General features: G+C 70.3%; 13 protein-coding genes. 1 reads left to right on the top strand and 12 read right to left on the bottom strand.

All coding sequences use genetic code 11. The annotated features are described in order from the left end of the window. The 11 genes from whiA to ACI3KY_RS09230 form a co-directional block, all read right to left on the bottom strand. Positions 1–432: DNA-binding protein WhiA (gene whiA / locus ACI3KY_RS09280; protein ID WP_404929886.1), on the bottom strand; the 432-nt coding region annotated here is incomplete at its 3' end. A 67-nt stretch (positions 433–499) separates the two neighbouring features. Continuing rightward, positions 500–1,381, bottom strand: coding sequence for an RNase adapter RapZ (gene rapZ / locus ACI3KY_RS09275; protein ID WP_194415688.1), 882 nt, complete (start codon positions 1,379–1,381; stop codon positions 500–502). Positions 1,382–1,403: 22 nt separating this feature from the next. Beyond that, positions 1,404–3,332, bottom strand: a complete 1,929-nt coding sequence (gene uvrC, locus ACI3KY_RS09270) for an excinuclease ABC subunit UvrC (RefSeq protein WP_404929885.1) — start codon at positions 3,330–3,332, stop codon at positions 1,404–1,406. 5 nt (positions 3,333–3,337) lie between these two features. Continuing rightward, positions 3,338–6,277 (bottom strand): excinuclease ABC subunit UvrA, encoded by a 2,940-nt coding sequence (uvrA, locus tag ACI3KY_RS09265; RefSeq protein WP_404929884.1) that lies wholly within the window; start codon positions 6,275–6,277, stop codon positions 3,338–3,340. 9 nt (positions 6,278–6,286) lie between these two features. After that, positions 6,287–6,868, bottom strand: a complete 582-nt coding sequence (locus ACI3KY_RS09260) for a hypothetical protein (RefSeq protein ID WP_404929883.1) — start codon at positions 6,866–6,868, stop codon at positions 6,287–6,289. Next, entirely contained in the window at positions 6,865–8,181 is a 1,317-nt protein-coding gene (locus tag ACI3KY_RS09255; RefSeq protein ID WP_404929882.1) for a DUF58 domain-containing protein, read from the bottom strand. Before ACI3KY_RS09255 ends, ACI3KY_RS09260 begins: the two co-directional genes overlap by 4 nt. Continuing rightward, on the bottom strand, positions 8,178–9,167 hold the full coding sequence (locus ACI3KY_RS09250; protein WP_404929881.1) for an AAA family ATPase: 990 nt from the start codon (positions 9,165–9,167) through the stop codon (positions 8,178–8,180). Before ACI3KY_RS09250 ends, ACI3KY_RS09255 begins: the two co-directional genes overlap by 4 nt. Then, positions 9,167–9,640 (bottom strand): hypothetical protein, encoded by a 474-nt coding sequence (locus ACI3KY_RS09245; protein WP_404929880.1) that lies wholly within the window; start codon positions 9,638–9,640, stop codon positions 9,167–9,169. Before ACI3KY_RS09245 ends, ACI3KY_RS09250 begins: the two co-directional genes overlap by 1 nt. Continuing rightward, positions 9,637–10,368 (bottom strand): DUF4129 domain-containing protein, encoded by a 732-nt coding sequence (locus tag ACI3KY_RS09240; RefSeq protein ID WP_404929879.1) that lies wholly within the window; start codon positions 10,366–10,368, stop codon positions 9,637–9,639. Before ACI3KY_RS09240 ends, ACI3KY_RS09245 begins: the two co-directional genes overlap by 4 nt. An 81-nt stretch (positions 10,369–10,449) precedes the next feature. Next, positions 10,450–12,918: a 5'-nucleotidase C-terminal domain-containing protein gene (locus ACI3KY_RS09235; RefSeq protein ID WP_404929878.1), complete on the bottom strand. Its 2,469-nt coding sequence runs from the start codon at positions 12,916–12,918 to the stop codon at positions 10,450–10,452. 172 nt (positions 12,919–13,090) lie between these two features. Beyond that, the gene (locus ACI3KY_RS09230; protein WP_404929877.1) at positions 13,091–13,534 is read right to left on the bottom strand and encodes a MarR family winged helix-turn-helix transcriptional regulator; all 444 of its coding nucleotides are present in this window, start codon (positions 13,532–13,534) and stop codon (positions 13,091–13,093) included. Positions 13,535–13,576: 42 nt separating this feature from the next. Here ACI3KY_RS09230 and ACI3KY_RS09225 point away from each other — a divergent pair, with 42 nt between their 5' ends. Beyond that, positions 13,577–13,831: a hypothetical protein gene (locus ACI3KY_RS09225; RefSeq protein ID WP_404929876.1), complete on the top strand. Its 255-nt coding sequence runs from the start codon at positions 13,577–13,579 to the stop codon at positions 13,829–13,831. 36 nt (positions 13,832–13,867) lie between these two features. Here the strand turns inward: ACI3KY_RS09225 and uvrB are convergent, their stop codons facing one another. Continuing rightward, the gene (uvrB, locus tag ACI3KY_RS09220) at positions 13,868–15,949 is read right to left on the bottom strand and encodes an excinuclease ABC subunit UvrB (protein ID WP_404929875.1); all 2,082 of its coding nucleotides are present in this window, start codon (positions 15,947–15,949) and stop codon (positions 13,868–13,870) included. Positions 15,950–16,026: the final 77 nt, after the last annotated feature.

Genomic DNA, 16,026 nt, shown 5'->3' with positions numbered 1-16,026 from the left:
GCCGGGGTCGGTGAGCGTGCCGGCTGCCAGGAACGCGCCACGCCAGATGGCGGCGAGATCTCCGCGCGAACCCGTCGTGAGCTTGTTCGGAAGCCCGCGGACGGGTCGGCGGCGCTGGTCCAGCAGACCGGTCTGACGGGCGAGCGTCTCGCCGCCTTCGATGACGCGGACGGCGTAGTGACTTCCGGTGCGTGCGCCCGAGCCCTGCACGTGGACGAGCTCCGGCCGCACGCCGTACAGCTCGACGAGGTCGCGCGCGGTGCGCCGGGCCAGGATGTCGGAGTCGAGCTCGGCCTCGACCGCGACGCGGTTCGCAATCGAGTGCAGTCCGCCCGAGAATCGCAACAGCGACGTGAGCTCGGCGACCCGTGCGGTAGGGCGCGGGTCTCGCACGGTGATCAGCTCGGCCTTCACGTCAGCGGTCAGCGACACGGGTCTCCTTCGCGGGTCTTTTCGGAACGACCCTCCACCCTACCGGCCGGTTCGGCCGGGGACCTCATCACTCCCGTCCGAGGTCGCGATGCGTCACGCGGACTGCCACGCCCGGGACCTCCGCGAGACGCTCTGCGAGCTCGCGGACCATCACCACCGAGCGATGCTTTCCACCGGTGCATCCGACGGCGACGACAGAGTGGCTCTTGTTCTCCCGCTGGTACCCCTCGAGCACCGGCCGCAGGGCGGCGCTGTACGCGTCGAGGAACTCGGCCGCCCCCGTCTGGGACAGCACGTAGTCGCGCACCTCGGCGTCCTCGCCGGTGAACGGCCGCAGCCGCTCGTCCCAGAACGGGTTCGGGAGGAAGCGCATATCGGCCACGAGGTCGGCATCGGGTGGCAGGCCGTACTTGAAGCCGAAGCTCTGGAGCGTGAGGGTGTGGCGCGCCGCTCCTTCCTCGGTGAAGAGGTCGGCGACCTTCGTCGCCAGCTGGTGGATGTTGTACGACGACGTGTCGACGATGATGTCGGCGCCCTCGCGGACGGCGGCCAGGCGCGCGCGCTCCCGGCGGATGCCGTCGAGGATGGTCCCCCCGCCCTGCAGCGGGTGGGGGCGGCGCACCGCCTCGAACCGGCGGACGAGCACCTCGTCCGAGGCATCCAGGAACATCACCCGGATCTGCCGGCGCTCGCGGAGCGCGCGCATCGCATCGGGGAGGTTGGAGAAGAGGTCCCGGCCGCGCACGTCGACGACGACGGCGACCCGGGGCAGCACGCCCCCGGCGAGCTCCGTGAGGTCGAGCAGGGGCTTGAGCATCTGGGGCGGCAGATTGTCGACCACGTACCAGTCGAGGTCTTCGAGGGCGTTCGCCGCCGTGGAACGCCCGGCACCCGACATCCCCGTGACGATCAGCACTTCTCCGATGTCCTGATGCGTCGCCTCGCCCATGACCACCCCCGTCGAGCCCAGCCTACCCACTGGCCGCGGGGGCGGGCTCCGTCAGGTGGGCGTGTATGGACGCGGCGAGCTTCGGCCCGATGCCCGGCAGCTCCGAGATCTCATCCGGAGTGGCCTTGCGCAGCGCCGTCACGGATCCGAAATGCCGCAGCAGCGCCTTGATGCGGGTGTCCCCGAGGCCCGGGACCTCGGCGAGCACGCTCTGGATGTCGCGCCGCCGTCGTCGGCGCTGGTGGGTGATGGCGAAGCGATGCGCCTCGTCGCGGAGCCGCTGCAGCAGATAGAGCGCCTCGGACGTGCGCGGCAGGATGACCGGGTACTCCTCCCCCGGCAGCCACACCTCCTCCAGTCGCTTGGCGATGCCGCACAGCGCGATCTCCTCGTGACCCGCGTCGCGGAGTGCGCGCGCGGCCGCCTCGACCTGCGGCTTGCCGCCGTCGACCACCAGCAGCTGCGGCCGATAGGCGAAGCGCGGGCGCCGCCGCTCGGTCACCACGGTCTCGTCGGAGGTGACGTCGGGCACCGGCGCCGTCTCGTTCTCGTCGGGACGGTCGACGTACGCCAGCCGGCGGGTGAGCACCTGGTACAGCGAATCGGTGTCGTCCGTCGTCTCGGCGACGCCGAACGAGCGGTACTGGTCCTTGCGCGGCAGGCCGTCCTCGAAGACCACCATCGACGCCACGACGTTGGTGCCGCTGAGGTGCGACACATCGAAGCACTCGATACGCAGCGGCGCCTCGGCGAGGTCGAGCGCCTCCTGCAGGTCGGTGAGCGCCTGGCTGCGGGCGACGTAGTCGCTGGTGCGACGGGTCTTGTGCAGCATCAGCGCCTGCTGGGCGTTGAGCGTGGCCGTGCGCATGAGGTCGGCCTTGCGGCCCCGCTGGGCCACCTGGATCGTCACGTTCCTGCCCCGCCGGGTGCGCAGCCACTCCTCGAGATCGGCCGCGTCGTCCGGCATCGAGGGCACCAGCACCTGCTTCGGGATGTCGGCGCCCGCGGCGTTGCCGTACGTGCGCTGGATCACCTGGTCGACGAGATCCCCGTCGGAGATGTCGATCTCCTTCTCGATCGTCGTGGCGCGCACACCGCGTACGCGACCGCCGCGGATCACGAAGTGCTGGACCGTGGCGGCCAGCTCGTCCTCCGCGATGCCGAACAGGTCGGCGTCGGTGTCGGGCGCCAGCACCAGCGCGCTCTTGTTCAGCACCGCGTCGATCGAGTGGAGGCGGTCGCGGTAGAGCGCCGCGGCCTCGTAGTCCATGGCGGCGGAGGCCTCGCGCATCCGCGCCGTCAGCTCTTTGGTGAAGCGCTGGTCGCCGCCCGACATGAAGGCGATGAAGTCGTCGACGATCGCGCGGTGCTCCTCGATCGTCACCTTCATCGAGCACGGGCCGCCGCAGCGCCCGATCTGCCCGGGGAAGCACGGGCGGCCCGTCGCCATCGCCTTCTTGTACGACGCATCGCTGCACGTGCGGATCGGGAAGACCTTGATCATCAGGTCGATCGTGTCGTGCACCGCCCACACCTTCGGATACGGACCGAAGTACTTCGCGCCCGGAATGCGCCGGTTGCGCGTCACGATCACACGCGGCGCCTCGTCGGCGAGTGTGATCGCCATGAAGGGGTAGGACTTGTCGTCCTTGTACCGGACGTTGAAGGGCGGATCGAACTCCTTGATCCACTGGTACTCGAGCTGCAGCGAGTCGACGTCGGTCGCGACGACAGTCCACTCCACCGATGCCGCCGTCGTCACCATGCGCCGCGTGCGCTCGTGCAGCGTGTGCAGCGGGGCGAAGTAGTTGGAGAGGCGCGCGCGGAGGTTCTTCGCCTTGCCGACGTAGAGCACGCGCCCGTCGCGATCGCGGAACCGGTAGACGCCCGGATTGGTCGGGATCTCTCCCGGGTTCGGCTTGTACGGGACGGTGGGGGTGGAACGCGCCATGCCGCTCAGCCGGCCTTGCGGGCCTCGACGAGCTCTGCGGGCGCGCGCACTCCCAGCACCTCGGCGAGGAAGGCGCCGGTGTGGCTGGCTTCGACCCGCGCCACCTGCTCGGGCGTGCCCGTCGCGATGACCTCGCCGCCGCCGGCGCCGCCCTCCGGGCCGAGGTCGATCACCCAGTCGGACGACTTGATGACGTCGAGGTTGTGCTCGATCACGATGACGGTGTTGCCCTTGTCGACGAGGCCGTTCAGCACCTCGAGGAGCTTGCGCACGTCTTCGAAGTGCAGCCCCGTCGTCGGCTCGTCGAGCACGTAGATGGACCGGCCGTTCGTGCGTCGCTGCAGCTCGGTCGCCAGCTTCACCCGCTGCGCCTCACCGCCCGACAGGGTCGTGGCGGACTGGCCGAGCCGCACATAGCCGAGTCCGACGTCGACGAGCGTCTTGAGGTAGCGGTGGATCGCCTGGATGGGCTCGAAGAACTCCGCCGCCTCGGCGATCGGCATCTCCAGCACTTCGGCGATGTTCTTGCCCTTGTAGTGCACGGCGAGCGTGTCGCGGTTGTACCGCTTGCCGTGACACACCTCGCAGTCGACGTAGACGTCGGGGAGGAAGTTCATCTCGATCTTGATCGTGCCGTCGCCCGAGCAGGCCTCGCACCGGCCGCCCTTGACGTTGAAGCTGAAGCGACCGGGCTGGTAGCCCCGAACCTTCGCCTCGGGGGTCTCGCTGAAGAGCGTCCGGATGCGATCGAACACGCCCGTGTACGTCGCCGGGTTCGACCGCGGCGTGCGGCCGATCGGCGCCTGGTCGACGTGAACGACCTTGTCGAGGTTCTCGAGACCGGTCACCCGCGTGTGCTTGCCGGCGACACGGCGCGCGCCGTTGAGACGCGTCGCGAGCACCTGGTACAGGATGCCGTTGACCAGCGACGACTTGCCGGACCCGCTGACGCCCGTGACCGCGGTGAGCACCCCGAGCGGGAAGTCCACCGTGACGTTCTTGAGGTTGTTCTCGCGGGCGCCCACGACACTGACCTGGCGCTTCTTGTCGATCTTGCGACGCTTCTTCGGCGTCGGGATCGCGCGACGGCCCGACAGGTAGTCGCCCGTGATCGAGTCGCGGTCCGCGAGAAGCTCCTCGATGGGACCCGAGTGGACGACCTCTCCCCCGTTGACGCCCGCGCCGGGGCCGATGTCGACGACCCAGTCGGCGGCGTGGATCGTCTCCTCGTCGTGCTCGACGACGATGAGCGTGTTGCCGAGGTCACGGAGGGCCACGAGCGTCTCGATGAGGCGGCGGTTGTCGCGCTGGTGCAGCCCGATCGAGGGCTCGTCGAGCACGTAGAGCACCCCCGTCAGTCCGGAGCCGATCTGGGTCGCCAGGCGGATGCGCTGCGCCTCCCCGCCGGAGAGGGTCGCGGCGGCACGGCTCAGGCTGAGGTAGTCCAGCCCCACGCGGATGAGGAAGTCCAGTCGCAGCCGGATCTCGCGGAGGACCTGCGCGGCGATCGTGGCCTCGCGGTCGGTGAGCGTCAGGTGCGCGAAGTACGCGCGGGCCTCCCCCAGGCTCAGCCGCGAGGCATCGGCGATGGAATGCCCGTGCACCTGCACGGCCAGCACCTCGGGCTTGAGCCGTGCGCCGTCGCACACCGGGCACGGGACCTCGCGCAGGTACTCCGACCAGCGCTGGCGCTGCGTGTCGGACTCGGCCTGGGTGTACTGCCGCTCGATGTACGGCACGACGCCCTCGAATCCCGACGAGTAGCGCATCTCACGGCCGTAGCGGTTCTTCCACTTGACGGTGACCTTGTAGTTCTCACCGCGGAGCACTGCTTCGCGGACGTCCGACGGCAGCTTCTTCCACGGAGTGTCGAGGGAGAAGCCGAGGTCGTTGGCCAGCCCCTCGAGCAGGCGCTCGTAGTACTGGAAGAGTCCCTTGCCCTGTGTCGTCCACGGGATGAGGACGCCCTCGCGGATCGACAGGTCCTCATCGGCGAGCATGAGCTCGACGTCGACCGACATGCGCGTGCCGAGACCGGAACAGGCGGGACAGGCGCCGAAGGGGGCGTTGAACGAGAACGTGCGCGGCTCGATCTCGGTGAGCTGCAGCGGGTGGCCGTTGGGGCAGGCGAGCTTCTCGGAGAAGGACTGCCACGCGGCATCCCCCTCCTCATCGACGAAGTTGACCTGCATCACGCCGCCGGCCAGCGAGAGCGCGGTCTCGACCGAGTCGGTCACACGATCGAGGATGGCGGGAGCGGCGACGAGGCGGTCGACGACGACCGCGATGTCGTGCTTGTAGCTCTTCTTGAGCACCGGCGGCTCTGCCAGCTGGATCAGCTCGCCGTCGACGATGGCACGCGCGTACCCCTTCGCGCCGAGCTCTTTGAAGAGGTCGACGAACTCGCCCTTCTTCTGCGTGACCACGGGCGCGACGATCTGATAGCGCGTGCGCTCGGGAAGCTCCATGAGCTGGTCGGCGATCTGCTGCACCGTCTGGCGCTGGATGACCTCGCCGCACTCCGGGCAGTGCGGCACGCCGATGCGCGCCCACAGCAGGCGCATGTAGTCGTGGATCTCGGTGATGGTGCCGACCGTCGAACGCGGGTTGCGGTTGGTCGACTTCTGGTCGATCGAGACGGCGGGACTCAGGCCTTCGATGAAGTCGACGTCGGGCCGGTCGACCTGTCCCAGGAACTGGCGCGCGTACGCACTCAGCGACTCGACGTACCGGCGCTGTCCCTCGGCGAAGATCGTGTCGAAGGCGAGGCTGGACTTGCCGGAGCCCGACAGCCCCGTGAAGACGACGAGCGAGTCGCGCGGGATGTCGAGGTCGACGTCCTTCAGATTGTGCACGCGGGCACCGCGGACGCTCAGCTTTCCGCTGGTGCCACCGACGGTCTTTTCGGGCAGGTTCGCGGGCAGGGCGACAGGGACGATGGGCACCGCTCAAGTCTAGGCGGGGCCTCCGACATCGGCTCCGGATCGTCCTCCGGGTGCGCTGTGAACCGCCGGGACGTCGACATCGGCCCGGCGGAGTGCGCGCAACCCGACCCCCGCGGCCACGACCAGCACCGTCGCAGCCGCGACGGCCGCCCAGGCCACCCCTCTCCCCTGCACCGGCGAGATCAGCATCGCGATCCCGAACGCGAGCGACTGCGCGACCAGCTGGATCACCACGAACCGGCGGAGTGTCGGCACCAGCGCGCGCAGCGAGATCCAGCTCCCGGCGGGAACGGTCCACGTCAGTGAGGCGAGCACGTGGATCGCATGGACCACCAGCACCGCGATCGCCGTCTGCGCCGGCTGCGGATCGGCGAACAGCATCCCGAGCCCCACGCAGGCTCCCCCGATCCACGCCGCCAGCGAGCGCGGCACGATCGCCCCGACGACCGCCGCGGTGATCGCGACGCCGCGCCACAGCGGAACCGGCACGAGGACCAAGGCACCCGCCGCGGTCACCGCGACCAGGAGCATCCGCAACAGCACCGCGGGCACGCCCCACCGCACCCGGAAGGTGTGCGGCCGCCGCCTCATGGCCGCACCGCCCTGAGACGTCGCTGCCCGCGAGCCGCGATGCGCAGCGCCGTGTCGGGCGAGCCGATCCCCCAGGGCACCACGTCGACGCCGGCGGCGCGGAGTTCCGCGAACACGTCGTCTCGCTCGGCGAGCAGCGTGCGCATCGCGAGCAGCTGCTCGCGCGCGAGGCGCTCGGCGTGCGGCGTCGGCAGCACGTCCACGGCGACCACCGCGTGCCCCGATGCGCGCCAGTGCGTCGCGAGCTCGGCCGCCGCGCCGTCGAAGAACGTCGACAGCACGAAGACGATCGACCCGTGGGCGATCACGGGGGCCCGCCGGTAGCGCACCTCGGCGCCGTGCACTCCGGTGGCCGCGATCACGTCGCGCACGCGCGCCAGCTGCCGCGCCCCGGCGCCGGCGCGCACCGTGCGGCCGCCGGGGGCGAGGACGTGGTACGCGATGCGGTCCCCGGCCTGCACCGCCGAGGTCGCGATGGACAGCGCGGCCTGGCGGGCGAGGTCGAGGGAGGTCACGCCGCTGTGCTCCGGATCGTCCGTGCCCCACGTGACGACCGCCTCGCCCAGGTCCTCGGCGGTGTCGATCGCGATGACGACCGTGCTGTCGCTCAGCGCGTGGGTGCGCCGCACCAGCAGATCTCCGGGGCGACGGGCCAGGCGGGCGGTGGCACGCCAGTCGACGCGTCGCAGCTCGTCGCCGGGGGCGAACGGATGGATGTCGCGGAAGTCGCCGCCCTGCCCCGGCCGCGCTCCCTCGTGCCCGCCGTGGAGGCCGGTGAGCCGCAGCGCCACAGGCAGCTGCTGCAGCGGCACCGTGTCGGGCACGCCGTTCCACGTGATCGCGGCGCGGGGTCCGGGATCGGTGACCCACGCGCCGTCCTGATCGACGCCGCGCGCGGTCACCCCGACGATCTCGGACGGACCGCTGTGCCGCAGCCGGCTCCGCGTGCGCAGCACGGCTCCGCCCGGCGCGGTGTCGGCGAGGCCGGTCCGAAGACCGCCCTGGTCGATCGCGAGCTGCACCCAGTCCGCCGGCACGGCGGCATCCAGTTCTCCGACCACGACGCCGCTCTGCGTGGCGTCGACGTCGCGGTGCGCCGACACCGTGAGGTGAAGGAGGCCGGCGGCCGGCCGGCGTGCGAGCGCCCAGGCCGTCGTGAGCGCCAGGGGGATGCCGACCGCCACCAGGTCGGGGCGCGAGAACGCCACACCCGCCGCGCCGAGCAGCACGGCACCGATCAGCCCGACGGCGGTGACGGGCGTCCGCCGCCAGCGCAGCGGCGTCTCGGTGCTCGTGCGGACGGCGTCGCTCATCGATGCTGCGCGACGGTCGGTGGAACGGGTACCTGCGAGACCGCCGCCGACACCACCGACGCCGGGTCGACGCCCTGCGCCCAGGCCTGCGGGGTCAGCGTGAGCCGGTGCGCGAGAACCGGCACCGCGAGGTGCTTGATATCGTCGGGGCGGACGTAGGCGCGGCCGTCGAGCGCGGCGAACGCCCGGCCCAGCAGGACGAGCGACTGCGAACCGCGCGGCGACGCGCCGACCGCCACATGCTGCGCCGTCCGGGTGGCGCGGGCCAGATCCGTGCAGTAGCGCGCGATGTCGGGGTCGACGTGGATGGTCTCGACCACCTGCTGCAGCCGGCGCAGGCCGTCGGCGTCGAGCACCTGCTCGACGGCGGCATCGGGGCTCTGCCGGCGCACGCGATCCAGGATGATCTGGGTCTCGCCGTCCGCGGTCGGATAGCCGACCGAGAGGCGGACCATGAATCGGTCGAGCTGCGCCTCGGGCAGCGCATACGTGCCCTCGTACTCGATCGGGTTGGAGGTGGCGATGACGTGGAAGGGTACGGGCAGTGCGAACCGCGTGCCCTCGACGGTCACCTGCCTCTCGGCCATCGCCTCCAGCATCGCCGACTGGGTCTTGGGGGTCGTGCGGTTGATCTCGTCCGCCAGCAGCAGCCCGGCGAAGATCGGCCCCGGCCGGAAGCGGAACTCGCCCGTGTCGGGGGCGTAGACGTACGAACCGGTGACGTCGCCGGGAAGCATGTCGGGCGTGCACTGCAGCCGCCGGAAGTCGAGCCCCAGCGCCGTCGCGAGGCTCCGCGCTGCGAGCGTCTTGCCGAGCCCCGGGACATCTTCGAACAGCACGTGGCCACCGGCCAGCACGGCCGCCAGCGCGATCGTGAGCGGCTCGTCCATCCCGACGATCGCGGAGCGCACGCTGTCGAGGACGCGGCGCCCGAGATCGGCGATGTCTTCGGCGGCCGGGGTGGATCGGACAGGCTCGGAAAGCATCAACGCTCCTGGTTCAGTGGGGAAGGAAGGCGGTCGATCGCGCTCATGACGCGTTCGAGGTCGGTACGTGTGACCTCGGGGCGGGCGAAGGTCTCTCGGATGCCCGCGCCGAGCAGGGCGTCCACCGCGTCGCTCTGCCCGGGATCGTCGAGGTCGACTCCCAGGCGGGCGAGGCGGTGGCGCAGGACGCGCTGCACGCGGCGCACGATCAGCAGCCCGGCTTCACCCGTGCGGGCGTTGATGTTCCAACTCAGCCGCGAGACCTCCGACCCGCGGGGCCGTCGCTCGGGGCGCGGCGGCGGCCAGGCGTGATCGTCGAGGTGCACCGCGCGGCTGAGCAGTCCGACCGCGACGATCAGCAGCACCCACGCCACGGCGAAGGCGATCGGAACCCCGAGTGCGCCGAGACCCGCCACGATCCCCGCGCCGGCCACGACGCCCAGCACGAGCAGCAGCACCCGCTTCACGCTCATCGCCACTCCCGTTCGATCCGCTCCAGCAGACGCCGCGCCTCGGCTCGATCCGCCTCGGTCGCGCTGTAGCCGCCGAAGCGCACGCGTTCGTACAGCGCGAGCAGCCGCCGCGCGTCCTCGGCGATGGCGGACCGCCGGGCGATGATCCGCACGGCGAACTCCCCCGGCGTCTCGCTGACGCCGCGCACGACACCCGAGTCGGCGGCGGCCTCCTCGACGCCCCACCAGGCGGCGACGATGGCGTCGCCGGGCTCCGCGGGGTCATGGATGCGCCGCAGCGCCGCTGCGATGCCCCGCTGGATCACCGCCGCGTCCGGCTGTGCTTCGGCAGTCGCTGCCGTGGCGTTCGTCGGAGTGACCGCCGCTCCCTCTCGCTCACGCAGAGCGCGGCTCTGCCAGGCACGGCGGAGCGCCCGCACCACAGCGACCACGAGCAGCGCCAGCAGGGCGGCCGCGACGAGCCAGAGGATGAGCACGATTAGCTGGCCCGCGGCTGCGGGATCGGCGTCGCCGGGTGGTTCCGGAAGCGGTTCGCCGGTCGCGCTCGGCTCCGGGACGGGTTCGGTGCTGCGCGTCGCCTGGGGCAGCGGGACCGCCCGGAACCGCGGGACGCCTTGCACGCCGGCGAGCACCATGATCAGCGTCGACACCAGGACCACCCCGGCCGCGACGACCAACCCGCGCGCGAGGCCGGTCCGCTCCGGTCGGGAGCGGAGCGGGGGTGTCATTCCCCCACCCTAGAGCCGCCCGGCACGCGAACGGGGCCCCCGCATCCGTGGATGTCGGGGGCCCCGTCGCGTGATGGCCGGCTACTTCACGGTCACGATCACCGTCTCGCTCGTCGACGGCTTGACCGTGTCGCTGCCGCCGTACACGACGTACAGCGGGTGGGTGCCTTTGCCGAGCTTGGGCAGCTTCACCTGGACGACGCCGCCGTTGCCGGCGGTCAAGGTGACCGTGGCGATCGCATCGTCGCCGTCGTAGATCGTCGCCTCGCCGAGGGCGGGTGTGCCGTCCTCGGTGGTCACGGTCGTCGTGTACTGGATGACGCCGTTGCCCTTCGAGTTCGCGAACGTCTTGTTCGGCACACCGACGGTCGTGCTGTCGGCTTTGTCGACCGCGACCGGGACGACGACCGACGTGCCCGTCTGCGCACCCGTCAGCGTCAGCTGCACCGTCGTGCCACGGACGGCAGTGGTCGGAAGCGTCACCGACACGGCGGCCGTGCCGTAGTTGTCGTACACGGCGGTGCCGATCGTGTTGTCGACCGGGAACGAGCCGAGGGCCACTCCGTCCAGCGAGACCGCGATCTCGCTGTCCTTGACGTCGGCGGCCGTCGACATCGCCCACGACTTCACCCCGAAGGCGACGGTCGCGCCCGGGTCGTACGCGCTGGGTGCATCCGCCGGGAACGCGACCTCGACCGCGTGCTGGGCGTAGTCGACCGGCAGCGGCGTCGATGCGGCGAAGGTCGCCATGTAGTCGACCATCGCGGCGAGGTCGACCTTGCCGGTGTCCCGCTGGCTCGTGCCTTTCGCCAGCTCGAAGAAGTTGTCGCCGCCCGTCGAGAGGAACGAGTTCACGGTGACCGAGTAGGTCGCCGCGGTGTCGATCGGCTCGCCGTTCAGCCACATGCCCGTCACCGTGCCCTTCGGTGCGGTGTACGAGATGGTCGACTCGTCGACGTCGGCGGTCTTCGGGTCGTCCTTCTGGAACTCGGTGACGTCCTTCTGGCTGTACGTGTACGTGAAGCCCTCGGAGACACCCAGCCGCAGGAACGGACGCGTGGCCACCTTGTTGAGGCTGTCACGCTGCCACTGCTGCTCGAGCACCGTCTTGATCTGCGCGCCGGTGAGCTGCATGTTCACCAGTGTGTTCGCGAACGGCTGGACGACCGCGGCCTGCTGGTAGGTCAGGGTCGCCGGGTAGCCCGCGGCGTTGCTGCCGACCATGTCCTGACGAAGACCGCCGGGGTTCATGAACGCGATCTGCGCGGAGCCGGACTCCGGCGCCTCCGTCGCCCAGCGCTGGACTTCGGCCACCAGGTTGCCGAGCGTGGACTCGCCGCCGCGGTTCTCCACCGTCTTGGCAGGGTCCTTCGAGTCGACGGCGACCGCGCGGTTGAAGGCGCCGGCGATCGTGCCCAGCGGCACGGCGCCGAGCACCTTCGCCTGGTCGGCCGCGGCCTTGGCGATCGCTGCGACGGTCGGGTCGGCGGGGTAGAGCGGGTCCCAGCGCGTCGTCGGCGTCGTGGCCGGCGGCACCGGAGGAACGGTCACCCCGACCTCCAGCGGGAGGATCTTCTGGGTCTTCGCCGTGACGTCGCCGGCCTCGTCGACCGAGAAGATCAGCTGGTTGAGATTGGTGCCGTACTGACCGGCGGACACGACGGGGCGCTCGGTGACCGCGCGACCCTGCGACTGCCAGGCAGCGACGGGGAACGAGCAGTTGTATGCCAGGTGCGTGTGCCCCGACACGATCGCGTCGACATCGGGCGAGACGTTGTTGACGATGTCGGCCCACGTACCGGAGTCGTCCATCGTCCCGCAGTCGGTCGAGGTGGCGCCCTCGTGGACGAGCATCACGACGATGTCCGCACCCTCGGCGACCAGGTCGGCCGCCTCGGTGTTGACCGAGGTCACGATGTCTTCGACCGTGATGTCGGCGATCCCGCCGGGGCTGACGAGCGTGGGCAGGTCCTCGGTGACAGCGCCGACGAATCCGACCTGCACCCCGCCGACGTCCTTGACCCACGTCGCAGGAACGGCCGGGTCGCCCGTCGTCTTCATCTTGAGGTTGGCGGCGATGTACTGCCACTGCGCGCCGCCGAACGGGTTCGTGGTGGCGTCGTACGGCGCCATCACGCGGTTCACGAGGTCGTTGTAGCCCTGGTCGAGCTCGTGGTTGCCGACCGCCGAGACGTCGAGTCCCGCGGCGTTCAACGCGTCGATCGTGGGCTTGTCATGCTGGATGAAGGATTCGAACGTCGATGCGCCGATGAGGTCGCCCGCTGCGGCGAACACCGTGTTCGGGTTTGCTGCGCGCAGCTGCTCGACGGCGCCTGCCAGCACCGCCGCGCCCGCCTCGCCGTTGCTCGTGTTGTCGAGGATGCGGCCGTGGAAGTCGTTGGTCGCGAGGATCTGGACGTCGGTCGTGGCGGCATAGGCCGCCGGGACGGCGAGGCCGCCCGTTGTCAGTGCGGCGACCGTGAGAGCCGAGGCACCGAGCGCGAAGCGACGGCGGAGAGACGGGGGTGCGGAACGCGGACCAGAGCGCATGGGTCGTGCTTCTTTCTCGTATGCGATGCATGACAGTGCGCCGGGTCGGGCCGGGTTCGGGAGGACCGCATCGCACCGAGTTCGAGACTAAGAGAATCCTGGGCGTTCGCCTAGCACCAAGATGAACGGTCCTGCAACGGTTCGGAAACGACCTCTCGCGCGGCGGCCGAGGTCAGCGCGCTCCGGCGAACGGACGCAGCGCGTCGCGCAGGGCGAGGAGCGCGCGCGCATCAGTCCCGACACTCGCCATCACCTTGCCCGGCACCTCGAGAGCCTGCTCACGCAGCCTGCGGCCGGCGTCGGTGAGCCCGACATCGAGCACGCGCTCGTCGTGCTCGCGACGCGAGCGGGTGACGAGATCCTGCGCCTCCAGCCGCTTGACCAGGGGCGAGAGGGTGGCCGGCTCGAGCGCCAGCTCGGTGGCGAGCTCCCGCAGCGACCGGGGCGATCGCTCCCAGAGCGCCAGCATCACCAGATACTGCGGGTGCGTGAGCCCGAGCGGCTCCAGGATCGGCCGGTACAGACCCACGACGTTGCGCGCAGCGGTCACCAGCGCGAAGCACACCTGGTTGTCGAGTGCGAGCAGGTCGTCGCGGGTGAAGTCGGCATCCGTCACGCCGACATCCTATCTGCACGAATCGTTAGTACACTAAATAACATGCCTGAATCGGATGCCGCACCCGCCGCCCGCCGCCCGCTCCGTGCACGCGTGCGCGAAGCCGGTGGGTGGTACGCCTATCTCAACGCCAACCTGATCCGGGTCGCAGGGCCGGCCGCCGTCGGACCCTACGAGACGGCTCCGCCGCCCACTGCTGCCGAACGCGCCGAACGGGCGTGCCCGCTGTGCGGCGCGCCGATCGCACAGCACACGTTCGATCGGTCGGGCCCGAAGCCGCTCATGCACTGCCCCTGATCAGCACTGATCACGGCAGTCCGAGCGCGCGCCGGGTCAGGCGTGACCGGCGCGCTCCATGGCGCGCAGCTCCTTCTTGAGGTCCTGCACCTCGTCGCGCAGCCGCGCCGCGAGCTCGAACTTCAGTTCGCCGGCCGCCGCGAGCATCTGCTGGCTGAGATCGGCGATCGTCGCCTCCAGCTGCTCGGCGCCCTCGGCCGCGATCCCCTCACGTCGCAGCTGCGGCGTCGGGCTCTTGCCCATCCCGGACTTCGTCTTCGCCGCCGCCTTGCCACGCAGCATCCGATCCGTGTCCGAGGCCTCGCGGGCGAGCACCTCGGTGATGTCGGCGATGCGCTTGCGCAGCGGCTGCGGGTCGATGCCGTGGGCCGTGTTGTAGGCGATCTGCTTCTCGCGGCGCCGGTCGGTCTCTTCGATCGCCTTAGCCATCGAGTCGGTGATCGTGTCGGCGTACATGTGCACCTGACCCGACACGTTGCGCGCCGCGCGGCCGATCGTCTGGATCAGCGAGGTGCCGCTGCGGAGGAAGCCCTCCTTGTCGGCGTCGAGGATCGACACCAGCGACACCTCGGGAAGGTCCAGACCCTCGCGGAGGAGGTTGATGCCGACGAGGACGTCGTACACGCCGGCACGCAGCTCGCTGAGCAGTTCGACGCGGCGCAGCGTGTCGACGTCGGAGTGGAGGTAGCGCACGCGCACGCCGTGCTCGCCGAGGAAGTCGGTGAGCTCTTCGGCCATCTTCTTCGTCAGCGTCGTGACCAGCACGCGCTCGTCGCGGGACGCGCGCAGGCGGATCTCTTCCAGCAGGTCGTCGATCTGACCCTTCGAGGGCTTCACCACGATCTCGGGGTCGATGAGGCCGGTCGGACGGATGATCTGCTCGACGACGCCGTCGGCGATGCCCATCTCGTAGCGTCCCGGCGTCGCGGAGAGGTAGACCGTCTGGCCGACGCGGTTCTTGAACTCGTCCCACCGCAGCGGCCGGTTGTCGAGCGCGCTCGGCAGGCGGAAGCCGTGCTCGACGAGCGTCCGCTTGCGGGAGGCATCCCCCTCGTACATCGCGCCGATCTGCGGGACCGTGACGTGCGACTCGTCGATCACCATGAGGAAGTCGTCGGGGAAGAAGTCGAGCAGCGTATGGGGCGGCTCGCCCGGAGCCCGGCCGTCCATATGGCGGGAGTAGTTCTCGATGCCCGAGCAGAAGCCGAGCTGCTGCAGCATCTCGAGGTCGAACGTGGTGCGCATGCGCAGCCGCTGAGCCTCGAGCAGCTTGTTCTGCGACTCCAGCTCCTTCAGCCGCTCGGCGAGCTCGTCCTCGATGGTGCCGATCGCCCGTTGCACCGTCTCGGTGCCGGCGACGTAGTGCGATGCCGGGAAGATCGGGACGCTGTCGAGCCGCTGCACCACATCGCCCGTGAGCGGATGCAGCATGAACAGCGCCTCGATCTCGTCGCCGAACATCTCGATGCGGATGGCGTACTCCTCGTACACCGGGATGATCTCGATGGTGTCGCCGCGGACGCGGAAATTGCCGCGTGAGAAGTCCACATCGTTGCGGTTGTACTGCATCGCGATGAACTTGCGGATCAGCGCGTCGCGGTCGTACACCTCCCCCACCTGCAGGGCGACCATCGCGCGCAGATACTCGTCGGGGGCGCCCAGGCCGTAGATGCACGAGACGGTGCTCACCACGATGACGTCGCGGCGGCTGAGCAGCGAGTTGGTCGTCGAGTGCCGCAGTCGCTCGACCTCGGCGTTGACCGAGGAGTCCTTCTCGATGAACGTATCGGTCTGCGGGACGTAGGCCTCAGGCTGGTAGTAGTCGTAGTAGCTGACGAAGTACTCCACCGCGTTGTGGGGCATGAGCTCGCGGAACTCATTGGCCAGCTGAGCGGCGAGCGTCTTGTTGTGCGCCAGCACGAGGGTCGGCCGCTGCACGGCCTCGACGAGCCAGGCCGTGGTCGCGGACTTGCCCGTTCCGGTCGCGCCGAGCAATACGACGTCGGTCTCGCCCGCGTTGATGCGCGCCGCCAGCTGGGCGATCGCCTGCGGCTGGTCGCCCGAGGGGACGAATTCGCTCACGACCTCGAACGGCCGCACGGATCGAGTGGTCTGCACCGTTCCAGCGTAGGCGGCGCCTCCGACATCGGGGCGGCGTTCGCGACGAGCGGATGCCGCGACCCGCGAACGCGCGG

The sequence above is a fragment of the Microbacterium sp. ZW T2_14 genome (genome assembly GCF_044987405.1).
GTDB lineage: Bacteria > Actinomycetota > Actinomycetes > Actinomycetales > Microbacteriaceae > Microbacterium.
Note: the sequence above shows the minus strand (reverse complement) of the source record. Positions and strands in the feature narration are given on the sequence as shown.